At 37.3% G+C, this 13673-nt stretch carries 11 protein-coding genes; 8 read left to right on the forward strand and 3 right to left on the reverse strand.

Annotated elements, in window-relative coordinates; genetic code table 11:
- Positions 1 to 31: 31 nt before the first annotated feature.
- The 3 genes from PWP26_RS03475 to PWP26_RS03485 all read right to left on the reverse strand — a co-directional run bounded on the left by PWP26_RS03475 (position 32) and on the right by PWP26_RS03485 (position 3601).
- On the reverse strand, positions 32 to 1981 hold the full coding sequence (locus PWP26_RS03475; RefSeq protein ID WP_038061477.1) for an amylo-alpha-1,6-glucosidase: 1950 nt from the start codon (positions 1979 to 1981) through the stop codon (positions 32 to 34).
- A 79-nt stretch (positions 1982 to 2060) separates the two neighbouring features.
- A complete protein-coding gene (gene ychF, locus PWP26_RS03480) occupies positions 2061 to 3164 on the reverse strand; it encodes a redox-regulated ATPase YchF (protein WP_038061474.1) in 1104 nt (367 codons plus the stop codon).
- A 35-nt stretch (positions 3165 to 3199) separates the two neighbouring features.
- Entirely contained in the window at positions 3200 to 3601 is a 402-nt protein-coding gene (locus PWP26_RS03485; protein ID WP_028841522.1) for a thioesterase family protein, read from the reverse strand.
- A 45-nt stretch (positions 3602 to 3646) separates the two neighbouring features.
- Here PWP26_RS03485 and pyrR point away from each other — a divergent pair, with 45 nt between their 5' ends.
- The 8 genes from pyrR (at position 3647) to guaB (ending at position 13661) form a co-directional block, all read left to right on the forward strand.
- Positions 3647 to 4210, forward strand: a complete 564-nt coding sequence (pyrR, locus tag PWP26_RS03490; protein WP_038061471.1) for a bifunctional pyr operon transcriptional regulator/uracil phosphoribosyltransferase PyrR — start codon at positions 3647 to 3649, stop codon at positions 4208 to 4210.
- A 92-nt stretch (positions 4211 to 4302) separates the two neighbouring features.
- Positions 4303 to 5613 (forward strand): phosphomethylpyrimidine synthase ThiC, encoded by a 1311-nt coding sequence (gene thiC, locus PWP26_RS03495; RefSeq protein ID WP_273010529.1) that lies wholly within the window; start codon positions 4303 to 4305, stop codon positions 5611 to 5613.
- Positions 5614 to 5616: 3 nt separating this feature from the next.
- Positions 5617 to 6636: a hypothetical protein gene (locus PWP26_RS03500; RefSeq protein WP_301398956.1), complete on the forward strand. Its 1020-nt coding sequence runs from the start codon at positions 5617 to 5619 to the stop codon at positions 6634 to 6636.
- A 155-nt stretch (positions 6637 to 6791) separates the two neighbouring features.
- On the forward strand, positions 6792 to 8315 hold the full coding sequence (locus PWP26_RS03505) for a sensor domain-containing diguanylate cyclase (RefSeq protein WP_273018852.1): 1524 nt from the start codon (positions 6792 to 6794) through the stop codon (positions 8313 to 8315).
- Positions 8316 to 8383: 68 nt separating this feature from the next.
- Positions 8384 to 10075 (forward strand): S1 RNA-binding domain-containing protein, encoded by a 1692-nt coding sequence (locus PWP26_RS03510; protein ID WP_301398957.1) that lies wholly within the window; start codon positions 8384 to 8386, stop codon positions 10073 to 10075.
- 10 nt (positions 10076 to 10085) lie between these two features.
- Positions 10086 to 10949 carry a signal peptide peptidase SppA gene (gene sppA / locus PWP26_RS03515; protein WP_287568192.1) on the forward strand — a complete coding sequence of 288 codons (864 nt, stop codon included), beginning with the start codon at positions 10086 to 10088 and terminating at the stop codon, positions 10947 to 10949.
- 11 nt (positions 10950 to 10960) lie between these two features.
- On the forward strand, positions 10961 to 12157 hold the full coding sequence (locus PWP26_RS03520) for an HU family DNA-binding protein (RefSeq protein WP_273019619.1): 1197 nt from the start codon (positions 10961 to 10963) through the stop codon (positions 12155 to 12157).
- A gap of 34 nt (positions 12158 to 12191) precedes the next feature.
- On the forward strand, positions 12192 to 13661 hold the full coding sequence (guaB, locus tag PWP26_RS03525) for an IMP dehydrogenase (RefSeq protein WP_273010533.1): 1470 nt from the start codon (positions 12192 to 12194) through the stop codon (positions 13659 to 13661).
- Positions 13662 to 13673: the final 12 nt, after the last annotated feature.

The raw sequence follows: 13673 nt of genomic DNA on the forward strand, positions 1-13673 counted from the left end.
TGTTCAGGCTCCTTCTTAAAGTTTTTTAAAGCTAAACTTTAAGCCCCTCTATCATCTGTTCTACCAAAAAAACAGCTGCTACAGACCAAAATTGAGCATGGGCACCTTTAGGATGTTTAGGATTTTCGCCGTCATACAACTCAGGAATACTTCCCATTTTACCTCTACATATTCCTTCTCTAAAAACTCTCACCAATCCTTCAAGCTCCCTTTTAAGCCCTTCTTTGTCTTCTTTATAAGCCTTTTTTAATACTTCAGCATAAGGATAGATGAGCCACACCCAGACTGTCCCATTATGGTAGGCAAGGTCTCTCATCCTTTGAGTTCCAAAGTATTTTCTCCTAAACGAGGGATCTTTGGGTGAGAGACTCCTTAACCCAAAAGGAGTAACTAATTCTTGTTTAGCCAGTTCAACTCCTTTAAGAAGAGATGGCTTGTCTGTGATGTCAAAAGGCAAAGAAAGGGCGATAATATAGTTAGGCCTGATTTCAAAAACAGGTTCATCGTTAAACAACCTGTCTGCCCAGGCGTTACCATCAAAAAATCTGATAAAGTTTTTTTCCTGTAAACTGATCAGTTCTGAGACCCTAAAATTTTCTAAAAAAGACTTTTCTAAATGTTTTTCTGCAAACTTTAAAAGGTTATACCACAAACCCTGTATTTCTATGGGTTTCCCATACCGAGGGGTTACAGGTACTCCATCTAAGACCACATCCATCCAGGTTAAGGCTTTGTTGGTTTGAGGAAAAATTTCGATAAATCCATCCTTATGGTCCAGTAAAAATGGGAGATCTGGGTTGGTGCAGAAGTTTTTAATCACTTCCTTTACAGCTAAGAGTAATATTTCTCCTTCCAAGGAGTTCAGAACTTCAGGAAAGGTTTCCAAAAACTGAAAAATCCTCAGACCAAACCACAGAGAGGCATCCACAGAATTATAGTTGGTTTCCTGTTCGTCTCCTATCACGTTTGGTATAAGCCCGTTAACCATTCTTTTGGCATAGTTTTTAAAAATCTTTAAAGCCTTCTCTTTACCTCCGTCTAAATAAAAAACCGCAGGAAGACCTATGAAGGTGTCCCTTCCCCAGCAATAAAACCAGGGGAATCCTGCTATTATGTCATCTTCAAGCAGAAAATCTTCCACCATTTTTTTTAAAATCCTTAGGTATTCGTTTCGCGAAAAAGACTCTTTTTTGTTAGGGATGAGGACAGGTAGTCCTTCGTATCTTCTTTCAACCTCTGTCAAAACCTTCTCTAAGTCTTTTATAGGCTCATCAGAAAAAAGGATTTTAAAACAGTCCTTGGTTTTTAGTTCTACTTCTATTTTAAAGGGGGCATAAAGGTCTTCAGTAGCCTCATATCCTCTTATTTCTTCTATAGGATAAAACACCTGATGATAAAATAGCTCTTCTCTGGTTAAGCTACCGTTAGAAAGATAGACAAAAATAGAGAAGGATCCTTTTACTACCATCCCTGTTTTATCTTCTACCTCGACCTCTACAAATTCCTTTTCCCATTCAGTTTTGTTGGTAACCCTGTGATGGTCTCTAAAACTAAACTTAGGTCTTATTATTATTCGAAAAGGATAGGAGCTTATGTTTTCATAAGAGATAACTACCAGGTTTTTAAGAGGATGCATTTTGATTTCTTTTTTCAAGAAAAAATCCCTACTTTCTGGACAGAAAAAATAAAATTGAGGAAAAGGTCTAAAGAAAAAAGCTTTTATTAGCTTGAATCCCTCTGGAAAAAGGGTGTCTCGATAAAAGTTGGTATCAAGAAAATAACTTAATCCAGAAGGGAAAAAGACCTGTTCTTCAGCTGAACTAACCAGATGAATTCTTTTCCCTTTTTCATAACCTGCGATCAGAAGTCCATGATACTTTCTCAGATTAGCTAAAAAGGCAGAACCTAACGCATACCCTCCTTTTTGATTAGAAACTATCCATTCATCAGGAGTAAACCTTTCAAAAAGTTCTGTTAACATCACATGATAATCACATTTTTTTTTTACAAAATAATCACAAGACAATAAAAAATCAAGTTAAAAATAAAATAATATAAAATTAAACATTAAAACGAAAATATATGATGTCTCCGTCTTCTATGACATAATCTTTTCCTTCGAGTTTAACAGCTCCTAACTCTTTGGCTTTCTGGAAAGACCCTATTTCTATATATTTTGTATAGTTAATGACTTCAGCCGCGATAAAACCTCTTTCTATGTCAGAGTGAATTTCTCCGGCAGCTTCTTTAGCTTTAGTCCCCTTGGCTATGGTCCAGGCTCTGGCTTCCTTAGGTCCTGCGGTAAAAAAGGTGATAAGGTTTAAAAGTTTATAACCTGCTCTTATTAGTTTGTGAAGCCCTGGTTCGTTTAGACCTAAGGCCTCTAAAAATTCTTTTTTTTCTTCTTCGGTAAGTTCGACGAGCTCTTGTTCTATCTTCCCACAGATGACCATTAGGGGAGTTCCTTCTTTTTGGGCTTTTTCTCTTAGTTGCGCTACATAAGGGTTTCCTTTGCCTTCTGGGAGAAAATCTTCTGAGATATTAGCGATGTACATCAAAGGTTTAACCGTTAAAAGACAGAGTACCTTTTCTAAAAAGGTTTTTTCTTCCGGAGAAAAAAGGTTTAGGTTAGGCCTTAGAGTTTTAAAGTTTTCTAACAGAGTTTTAGCCTTTTCTAAGGTTTCAAGCTCAGCCTTAGCTTTTGGATCATTTTTAGCAAGCTTCGCAGTTTTTTCTAACCGTCTTTCTATGGTTTGTAAGTCTGCAAGGATAAGCTCTAACTCTATGATTTCTGCGTCTCTTACAGGGTCTATAGAACCTTCTACATGTACGATGTCAGGGTCTTCGAAACATCTGACCACATGAGCTATAGCCGAAACTTGCCTTATATGAGATAAAAACTGGTTGCCAAGTCCTTCCCCTTTTGAGGCTCCTTTTACCAGCCCTGCTATATCTACAAACTCTATGGTAGCAGGGGTGATTTTTTTGCTTTTTTCTAACCGAGCTATCTCATATAGCCTTGGGTCAGGCACATTAACTATCCCCACGTTAGGGTCTATGGTGCAAAAAGGATAGTTAGCAACCTCAGCTTTTGCTGTTTGAGCCAAGGCATTAAAAATGGTAGACTTCCCTACGTTAGGCAATCCCACTATACCTATGTTCATCTTCATCTGAAACCTTGCCCCCTCTTTACAGTTTTTTATACTAAATTTTTAAGCAGGTTGAAAAGCTCTTCTGGAAATTTTATAAGCTTACCCTGATGGTTGATGGGAACATGAACTGTATAACCTTCAGCTACTAATAGGTTTTGCCTTTTAAAGGTGTATTCAAAGATAATTTTGTGTGGTTTTAGCTCTTTGATCTTGGTTGCCACCACCAAAAGGTCGTCATAAAAAGCAGGATGTTTATACCTAACATATACTTCTACTACAGGAAGTAAAAGTTTGTATTTTTCTTCTATCTCTTTATAACTAATACCTGCGTTATTTCTGATAAACTCTGTTCTTGCTATTTCCATCACCCTTAGATAGTTGCCATAATACATAACCTTTCCACTGTCTGTGTCCCCATAGATTACCCTATAGGTTATTTCGCTTACCATCTCTTACCTCTTGCAAAATAGATAATAAGAGTTATTTTAAATCTTATGAATACTGCCATTTTATCTCAAAAAATTAAAAAAGTAATAGCAGGGCCTAAGAAAATTCAAAAACTTGTCGAAAAGCTTGCTGACCAAATCATAAAAAAGCAACCTTATTTAGAAAAAGTAGTTCTTATCGGTATTCAGACAGGGGGAGCCCCTTTAGCAAACAGGTTGAAAAATATTATCTTAGAAAAGACCAACATAGAACTTCCTGTAGGTTATTTAGATATAACCCTTTACCGAGACGATTGGACCAGGATTACCAACTATCCTAAGGTAAAAAAGACAGAGATCCCTTTTTCAATTGAAGATAAGATCGTTATCCTGGTAGATGATGTGATCTATACCGGAAGAACCATCAGAGCGGCGATGGATGCGTTGATAGACATAGGTAGACCAAAGAAAATAGAACTTGCTGTTTTGGTAGACCGCGGAGGTAGAGAATTCCCTATAGAGCCAACTTACAAAGCCCTTACCATAAAAAACATCCAGTATAACGAATATGTGTCTGTATACCTTCTTGAGACTCATGGAAAAGATAAGATCGTGTTAGAAGTCTATGAATAGTTTCTGGATTTGTGAAAATTTTCTTTTATTTTGTCATCAAAAAAGATTTTATGTTAAAATTTCTGTAAAAAACAAGGAGGCCTTTTAAAGTTATGACGATTAAAACCTTGATTAGTAAAGGTATAATTCCGAAAGAAGTTAAAATTTGTGCACAGGTGGAAGGGGTTAGTGAAGAATTTCTCAAAGAAGGTATTCTTAGGGGTGAGATAGTTGTGTGTAAAAATAAAAAGTCTAAGATAGAAAGACCCTGTGCTATAGGTAAAGGACTTAGAACTAAGGTAAACGTAAACATCGGTACTTCTAAGGATAGGCCTTATGTAGAAGAAGAGTTAAAAAAACTTGAGATAGCTTTAAAGTATGGTGCGGATACTGTGATGGACCTTTCTACAGGAGGAGATTTAGACGAGATAAGAAAGGTTATCAGAGCTCACTCTCCTATTCCTTTAGGTACAGTTCCTATCTATCAGGCGGCGATAGAAGCGGTAGAAAAGCATCATAAGTCGATTGTTGAGATGACGGTTGATGAGATGTTTAAGGTGATAGAAAAACAGGCAGAAGATGGTGTAGATTTTATGACCATTCATTGTGGTCTTACCAAGGCGGGTATAGAGAGGTTAAAAATTAAGCCTAGGGTGCTTGGAGTGGTATCCAGAGGAGGCTCTTTTTTAGTAGAATGGATGGTTTACAACCAAAAGGAGAATCCCTTTTATGAGCATTTTGATAAACTTCTTGAAATAGCCTTTGAATATGACATTACCCTGTCTTTAGGAGACGGGTTAAGACCTGGTTGTATTGCAGACGCTACAGATGGAGCTCAAATCCATGAGTTGATGATTTTGGGAGAGTTAACTCTAAGGGCCTGGGAAAAGGGTGTTCAGGTAATGATAGAAGGTCCTGGACATGTACCTTTAGACCAGATAGAGACCAACATAAAACTACAAAAAAGGCTTTGTCATGGTGCTCCTTTCTATGTGCTTGGCCCTCTTCCCACAGACATAGCCCCAGGTTATGACCATTTGGTAGGAGCTATAGGAGGGGCACTGGCTGCTTATTATGGGGCTGACTTTCTTTGTTATCTTACCCCTGCAGAACATCTAAGGCTTCCTACGTTAGAGGATGTAAAAGAAGGTTTGATAGCCTCAAAAATCGCTGCTCATGTAGCAGACCTGGCTAAGGGAATAAAAGGTGCATGGGAATGGGATTTGGCTATGGCTAAGGCCAGGGCTGAGCTTGACTGGGAAAAACAGATTTCCCTTTCTATAGACCAGGAAAAGGCAAGGCGGTATAGGCTCGAAGGAGGGGTTTCTAAAAGTCAAGCTTGTACGATGTGTGGCCCCTACTGTGCTATAAAGGTCTTTGAACATGCCTTCAACCTACTTAAAATCAGGGGAGGGGAAGGCTAAAGAATGAGGCTGATCATAGAAGAAAGAAAAGGTTACTCTCAGTCTACTTTTTTTAACCAATATCTTTTGCTAGTTGTAGTTTTTTTTGGTTTTGTTCTTAATTTATATGAAGTTTATCTGCAATTTAAAAACAGTTCTTTATGTAAAACGGACGCCTGTTTAATGATACATCTTTTCGATAGATTAGGGATTCTCAACTACTTAGGGGTTTTGGTGTTTGCTGTGGTGTTAGGGTTAACCCTTCTTGATTTAAAGATAAAATCTTATGCCCTAAAAAGGTTAAGACTCTTTATCTTAGGTCTTTGTTTGGTTGTGGAAGGGTATTTCATCGGTTTTCAGGCTTTTTTTCTTCAGGAATATTGTCAGTTTTGTTTGGTGGTAGCCTTGACCATTTTTTTAGCCTTTGTGTTAGACGTATTTTCTCAGAAAGCATTTAGCTGGGGGTTCTTATGTTTTTCAGGGTTTTTAGCTCTTTTTACAGCAGTTTTTTTGGTTAATATAAGCCTTAAGCCCATCTTCTTAGATTATCCTGTGGTGGTCTATCAACAAAATTGTCCTAACTGTAAGGTGGTTGAAGAGTATGTTATTAATAACAAAATACCTGTAAGGTTTTATGAGGTATCTAAGGTTTATGCCTTGATGAGGATAGCAGGAATTCGAGAAGTCCCTACCCTTCTTTATAGAGAAGATAACTCCCTTTTGGTTTTGGTAGGTAAAAATACCATCCTCAACTGGCTAAAAGAAAATTATCCGATGTTGGAGCTCTCTCAGGGGAGAGAATTTTCTAAAAACTTGAAGGAAAAAGATTTCACCGTTAATGCCTCTACAGAAAAACCTCAAGATAAAAAAGAGCCTGTTACAAAGGAAAAAGTAGTCTCTACAGAAAAGGTTTCTACAGAAAAATCCTCTACAGAAAACGCCACATCTCTTCAAAAGCCTTCTTCTTTACCTTTCTTACCTCCCAAAGTGGGAGATAAAGAGGGTAAAGGAGAGGCCTGTCTTATCGAAAAAGGTTGTAATTAGTTGAGGATTTTTGTTTGAATTAAGTGTTATTTCAAAAGCTAATCAGTTCTTGTTTAATATTACTTCACAAAAATCCGATATTATAAATAGAGGATTTTATGAAAGGCTTACAGAGGCAAATTTTTTATTTTAGTTTGGGATTGAGTTTTTTTATTATGTTAACTTTTGTTCTCCTTAGCAGTCCTGTATTTTATAAGTACGAATTTTCTAAGGGAGATATTTTTCTTCAGCAAAGAACACATGTGTTAGCCAATTACATAGAGGGTTTTTTTTCTAAGTTTATCGTGATGATAGAATACCTGAGTAAAGATCCTAAGGTGATTAAGGCTTATAAACTTTCTGAAAAAGATAAAATTGAGGTATTAAAACATTTTTATACTTTTAATCAAATAGACCCTACCATTAAATATATCTATGCTGGGTATGAAGATGATTCTCTTTTGATATATAACTATGATACACCTGAGGGATACAAGTCAACTGAGAGGCCTTGGTATAAAGAGGCTGTAAGGTATTCTTCTAAGATTAGCGAGGGAGTGGTATATCAAGAGTTTGGGACTAAAGAATGGTTGGTAGCCTTAGGTAAGGCTCTGGTTGATGAAAACCACAAGATTGTAGGGGTTGTAGCCATAGATACCTCTTTAGAAAATTTATTAAAGGTTTTTAGAGAAAAAATAGGGATTTATGAGACAGCCTATAGCTTTGTGATTAAAAAGGATGGAACGGTTCTTATCCATCCAGATGAGAAACTTTTAGGTAAAAAGATGGAAAATCTACCTTTAAGAGAGTTTCTGTCTAATCCTGAAGGGAAGGTAGAGTTTGTTCAAGATGGTTTAACCAAGATAGCCTATTACAAAAGATTGGAAATTTTGAATTGGGTGCTTATAACGGTGGTAGACAAAGCCGAACTTTTGATGCCTGTTTTGGTTATCATAGGGATGTCTGTGATGATGATAGGTTCTATTGCTTTTAGTTTGGGGTGGTTTGTAAGTTATTGGCTGACTAAGCACATTACCTCACCGATTAACCTTCTTAAAGAAAATCTTTTAAGTATTTCTCAGGGGATTGAAATTCCCGAGGAGTTTAGAAACTATCCTAAAAATGAGATAGGTGTCATTGCTAAAGAGATAGAAAAACTTGCTTCAACCGAGCTTTTTAAGAGAAAAGTTGAGTTAGAAAAATTGACCGAGCGACTTAAGGTGTTTGCCGAAAGGGATTTTTTGACCCAACTTTTTAACCGGTTTAAGTTTATAGAGGAACTTAAGAAGGAGATCAACCATTATAATCGTTATAAGACTCTTTTTTCTTTGATTCTTTTTGACCTCGATAATTTTAAAGTTATTAACGATACTTATGGGCATGATAGGGGAGATTATGTGTTAAAAGAGGTTTCCCGTTTGATAAAAGAAAACATCAGGCAAACCGATTTGCCAGCTCGATGGGGAGGAGAGGAGTTTGTAATCCTTTGTCCTAGGACTATTAAAGAAGAAGCTTTGGTTATAGCTGAAAGAATCAGACAGAGTATAGCGACCTACCCTTTTGAGGAAGTAGGAAAAGTTACCATAAGTGGTGGGGTGGTAGAATATCAGCAAGGTATGGAACTCTCAGCTCTCCTTAAAAAAGTAGACGAAAGGTTGTATCAGGCAAAAAGGTCTGGTAAAAATAAAATAGTCTTATAAAGCTTGATAAACTTTACAAGTCTATGTATACTTGAGAAAAAAATAGTCGTAACTTGCGAGAGGTTGGTATGACAGATTGGGCAAAGGAGTTCGAAGAGTATTTAAATAAGTCTTTTCAAGAGATCGCTATTGGAGAGGTAGTTAAAGGAAAGGTGGTTAAGATAGGGAAAGAATACGCGTTTGTGGATGTGGGGTTAAAAGGGGAGGCCCTTTTGCCTGTGGATGAGATAAAAGACGAAAAAGGGGGATTTCAGTTTAGTGATGGAGAGGAAGGAGAATTTTTGGTGATAGGAAGAGCTCCCTTAGGTGGATACTTGCTTTCCTATCAAAAAATAAGAGAAAAGAAGGTTAAAGAAAGGATAAAAAATAGTTTTGAAAAAGGGCTTCCTGTGCAGATAAAAATAGTCTCTTTGATAAAAGGAGGATACACGGTTAAGGTTGAGGGCTTTGTTCCAGGATTTCTTCCCTTTTCCCAGGCCCATTTTAGAGAAAAACTTGATTCTCCTGAGGCTCTTATCGGAAAGGAGTTTGAGGCTCTGGTGGTTAAATTTGACAAAGACAACCTGGTGGTTTCAAGAAGGGCTTTGCTTGAAAGAGAATATGAACTAAAGAAAAAAGAGGTTTTAGATAAGATAAAAGAAGGTATATTAGAAGGAGAGGTTTTTAAAAGGGTGAAAGGAGGTTTCTTGATAGATTTTGATGGGGTGTTAAAGGGTTTCCTTCCTGACAAAGAACTTTCTTGGTTTAGGATAACAGACCCAGAGACTTTCTTAAAGATAGGAGATAAAATAAAGGTTAAGGTACTTTCCTTTGATCCTTCTAAGGAACAACTTAAGGTTAGTTTAAAAGCCTTAGAGCCTGACCCTTGGGAAGGGGTAGCCAATCGTTATCAAGAAGGTCAGCAGGTTAAGGGGAAGGTAGTAGGAATTTTTGATTTTGGGGCTTTTTTAGAGATAGAACCTGGAGTAGAAGGGTTGGTACCAAGAAGTGAGATAGGATGGAATAAAAACTTAAAACCTAAGGACATTTTAGATTTGGGAGATCTGGTAGAGGCTGTAATCCTCGAAATAAAACCTTCTGAAAGGAAAATGGTACTTAGTTTAAAGCGTCTTGAACCAAGTCCCTGGGAAAAGTTTGTAGAAGAGGTAGAGGTAGGTGCTGTAGTAAAAGGGAAAATAAAACAGGTATTGAATCATGGGTTGCTAGTTGAGGTAAGAGAGGGGGTTGAAGGTTTTATTCATGTGTCCAACCTTTCTTGGGAAAGGATAGAAAATTTAAAAGAGAAGTTTAGTCCTGGACAAGAAGTTATTGCCAAGGTTCTTGAGATAAATCCTGAAAAAAGAAAGCTTAGTTTAAGTGTTAAACACCTAACCCCAGACCCTTGGGAAAATTTTGTGGCTTCTCATAAGATAGGAGATGTGGTAGAAGGGGTGATAAAACGGATGGCCTCAACAGGGGTTATTGTTGAAGTTTTTCAAGGTATAGAAGGTTTTATTCCTTTTAAAGAACTTTCTGAAGAGTTTAAAGGAAAGAGTTCCTTTAAACTAGAAAAGATAGCTGAAAAATATAAAACAGGAGATCGGTTAAAAGGTAAAATAATGGTGTTAGACCCTGAAAACAGAAAACTCCATCTTTCTTGTTTGAAATATTTAGAAGACCTTGAAAAGCAAGAGTTAGAAACCTACAAAGAAGCCTTTCAAAAAGAAGGAACAGGGGTAAGGTTAGGGGATTTATTGGCTCAAAAATTAAAGAGAGCTTAAGGGGAGTTTTATGAGACGTCCTTGGTTGGTTTATGGACTGGCTTTTGTGGGTGGGTTGGTAGTTTTTTTGTTTGTGTTGAGTTTTATCCTTTCTTTTTTGATAAAGCTTAAGGATATAGATTTTGGGAAACCCCAGATAGGGGTTTTAGAAATAAAAGGGGTCATTGCAGATCCAGAGGAACTTCTTAGGGCTATAAAGTTTTTAAAAGAGAAGGAAAGTATAAGAGGGGTGGTGGTTCGTATAGACTCCCCAGGTGGTTCTGTAGGAGCTTCTCAAGAGATCTTTGAAGAGCTGAAAAAACTTAGGACCATAAAGCCTGTGGTAGTTTCTATGGGCAACATCGCAGCTTCTGGTGGTTTTTATGTGTCTCTTGGAGGCAACCAAACTTTTGCCCTTCCTGGGACCCTTACAGGAAGTATTGGGGTGGTGCTTCAGGTGCCTAACCTGGAAAAACTGTTAAAAAAGCTTGGGGTTGAGGCAGAGGTGATAAAAAGTGGAGAATATAAAGATACCGGGTCTTTTTACAGGCCATTAAGCCCTAAGGAAAAGGTTTATCTCCAGGAAAAAATAAAGATTATTCACGAGCAGTTTATAAAAGCTATAGCCAAAGAACGAAAGCTTCCTGAGGACAAGGTTAGAGAGTTAGCTGACGGAAGAATTTTTACCGGAGAAGAGGCCTTAAAGTTAGGTTTGATAGATAAACTTGGTAGTTTTTGGGATGCTGTAGAAGAAGTAAAAAGGCTTGCCCGAATAAAAGAAGCCAAACTGATTTATCTTCCTGAGAAAAAGGTTAGTTTTTGGAAGTTGTTAGAGGAGAAAGCCTCTGGATTAGCGGAGTCTTTTTATCTTAAACCCTGGTTTTTCCCTTATTAAAGGTGAAGACCATGAACCGAAGTGATCTGATAGAAAGTTTAAGCTTAAAGTTTTCAGATTTAGAATTGGAGAAAGAAGACTTAAAAATAATAGTTGAGCTTTTTTTTGAAACTCTAAAAGAAGAAATAAAAAAAGGTAATCGTATAGAGTTTAGGGATTTTGGAGTTTTTGAGCTAAAAAAAAATAAAGGACTTATTTTTAAAAATCCTAAAAACCAACAAAGCTATTATGTTAAAAATAAACTGAGGGTAATTTTTAAACTGGGAAAAGAGTTTAAAGAAAGGTTAAACCTTCCGTTTTTTGCGGCTTTAGACCTGGGAACTCAAACCTTTAGAATTTGTTTAGGAAAGAAAATACAAGATCAGACATATTTTTTGATAAGAAACCGAGAAAACGTAAGGCTTGGAGAAGGTTTGGTTAACCAGGAAATTACAGAAGAAGCTTTCAAAAAGGGGATTGAGACCCTGAGAAATTTTAAAGAGTTGATGGAAACCTATGAGGTAAAAGATTATAGGGCTGTAGGTACGGCAATTTTTAGAAAAGCTAAGAATGCTCAGGAGTTTTTAGCGGAAGCTAAGAAAATAGGTATAGACATAGAGGTGATTTCTCCAGAGGAAGAGGTTTTACTTTCTTTAAAAGGGGTGCTGTATGGATTACAATCTCAAGGGTTGGTTGACAAGAAATTCTTGGTGGTAGACATAGGGGGAGGTTCTACTGAGTTTGTTTTAAGTGAAAAAGGAACGCCTAAATGGATTAAAAGTTTAGACATAGGGGCGGTTTGGTTAAAGGACCTTTTTCAACTAAGGTATCCGGTAAATTCTAAGGTTTTTAAGTCTATCATGGAATATCTTTCGGATAAATTGGTTGATTTACCTAAGGAAGAGGTAGATTACGTAATTTTTACCGGAGGAACTGCGAGTCTTTTAGGGGCTCTGGATTTAAAGCTAAAGACTTATTCTCCTTATCCGTTAAACGGTCATAAAATTTCTAAGGATCGCATAGAAATGATAGTCAAAAAATTAGCCAATTCTGACCTTGAGAGGATTTCCAAGATAAAAGGGATGGAAAAAGGAAGGGAAGACATCGCCCTTCCAGGGGCTCTTATTTGCTGGTCTGTGTTAGAATATTTTAAAAAGGATTTTCTTATCTTAAGTGTATATGGAATTTTAGAGGGCGCTTTACTTTCTTTAATAGAGAGGTATAATTAGTAAAAATTTTTATCTCCTAAAGGGGTTCAGGTGTATGTTAGATATCTTATACGAAGCCTATACCTTTGATGACCTGCTTTTAGTACCTGAATATTCAGAAGTTTTACCTAAGGATGTAGACGTTTCTACCTACATTACTTCAAAAATAAAGCTAAATATCCCTCTTATTTCTGCGGCGATGGATACGGTTACTGAAAGTCGAATGGCAATAAGTATGGCTCGAGAGGGTGGCTTAGGGGTTATTCATCGTAACATGAGCCTTGATGAACAGGTAAGAGAAGTGGAAAAGGTGAAAAAATCAGAGAGCGGGATGATTTATGATCCTGTAACTGTTTCTCCGGATACTCCGATAAAAGAAGTTCTCAAACTGATGGAAGAGTTTAAGATTTCTGGTATTCCTGTGGTTGAGGGTCCAAGCAAAAAACTGGTGGGGATTATCACCAACAGAGATTTAAGGTTTGAAACCAACTTTGAGCGCCCGGTTAGAGAGTTGATGACAAAGGAAAATTTAGTTACTGCTAAACCAGGCATCAGCTTAGAAGAGGCGATTAAGATCTTACACGAGCATAGGATTGAAAAGCTTCTTATCGTAGATGATGATTTTTGTCTTAAGGGATTGATTACCATAAAAGATATAGAAAAACTTAAGAAATATCCTAATGCCTGTAAAGATGAACTTGGAAGGTTGAGGGTTGGAGCAGCTATAGGGGTTGGGGCTAATAGGTTAGAGCAAGCAGAAAGATTACTTAAGGCTGGAGCAGACGTTTTGTTTATTGATTCAGCTCATGGATATTCTAAGAATGTGATAGAGACCATTAAGGAAATAAAGTATCATTTCCCTGATTGTCAGTTGATAGCAGGTAATGTGGCTACTGCTGAAGGGGCTGAGGCTTTGATAAAGGCTGGGGCAGACGGGATAAAGGTAGGGATAGGGCCTGGTTCTATCTGTACTACCAGGATTGTAGCTGGAGTAGGGATCCCTCAACTTACTGCAATTCACAACTGTGCGGTAGTAGCAGAAAAATATGGTATATCTGTGATAGCTGATGGAGGTATTAGATTTTCAGGAGACATTGTTAAAGCGTTGGCTGCAGGTGCTCATGCAGTAATGATAGGTAATCTTTTTGCCGGAACAGAAGAAGCCCCAGGAGAAACAATTCTTTATGAAGGTAGAACTTATAAGGTCTACAGGGGAATGGGTTCTCTTTCTGCTATGGCTAAAAGAGGTGGAAGTGAACGTTATGGACAAGAAGGGGAAGATCTTTCTAAGCTTGTACCTGAAGGAATAGAAGGTAAGGTGCCTTATCGTGGTCCTGTTGCCAACATGATTTATCAATTAGTAGGTGGTATTCGTTCAGGTATGGGATACTGTGGATGTAGAACCATCGAAGAACTCAGGAAAAAGGCTAAATTTGTTAAGATAACCCCTGCAGGTTATAGAGAAAGCCATGTACACGATGTAACGATATTAAGAGAAGCTCCAAATTACTGGATAGGTAAATAGGTTTTTAATGCA

It is taken from the genome of Thermodesulfobacterium sp., assembly GCF_030445475.1.
GTDB classification, from domain to species: domain Bacteria; phylum Desulfobacterota; class Thermodesulfobacteria; order Thermodesulfobacteriales; family Thermodesulfobacteriaceae; genus Thermodesulfobacterium; species Thermodesulfobacterium commune.

Bases quoted from the DNA above. Each gene is read 5' to 3' on its own strand.
- PWP26_RS03505 (WP_273018852.1), top strand. From the start codon at position 6,792: ATGTTAACTTTTGTTCTCCTTAGCAGTCCTGTATTTTATAAGTACGAA.
- PWP26_RS03510 (WP_301398957.1), top strand. From the start codon at position 8,384: ATGACAGATTGGGCAAAGGAGTTCGAAGAGTATTTAAATAAGTCTTTT.
- guaB (WP_273010533.1), top strand. From the start codon at position 12,192: ATGTTAGATATCTTATACGAAGCCTATACCTTTGATGACCTGCTTTTA.
- thiC (WP_273010529.1), top strand. From the start codon at position 4,303: ATGACGATTAAAACCTTGATTAGTAAAGGTATAATTCCGAAAGAAGTT.
- PWP26_RS03520 (WP_273019619.1), top strand. From the start codon at position 10,961: ATGAACCGAAGTGATCTGATAGAAAGTTTAAGCTTAAAGTTTTCAGAT.
- PWP26_RS03500 (WP_301398956.1), top strand. From the start codon at position 5,617: ATGAGGCTGATCATAGAAGAAAGAAAAGGTTACTCTCAGTCTACTTTT.
- ychF (WP_038061474.1), bottom strand. From the start codon at position 3,164: ATGAACATAGGTATAGTGGGATTGCCTAACGTAGGGAAGTCTACCATT.
- PWP26_RS03485 (WP_028841522.1), bottom strand. From the start codon at position 3,601: ATGGTAAGCGAAATAACCTATAGGGTAATCTATGGGGACACAGACAGT.
- sppA (WP_287568192.1), top strand. From the start codon at position 10,086: ATGAGACGTCCTTGGTTGGTTTATGGACTGGCTTTTGTGGGTGGGTTG.
- pyrR (WP_038061471.1), top strand. From the start codon at position 3,647: ATGAATACTGCCATTTTATCTCAAAAAATTAAAAAAGTAATAGCAGGG.
- PWP26_RS03475 (WP_038061477.1), bottom strand. From the start codon at position 1,981: ATGTTAACAGAACTTTTTGAAAGGTTTACTCCTGATGAATGGATAGTT.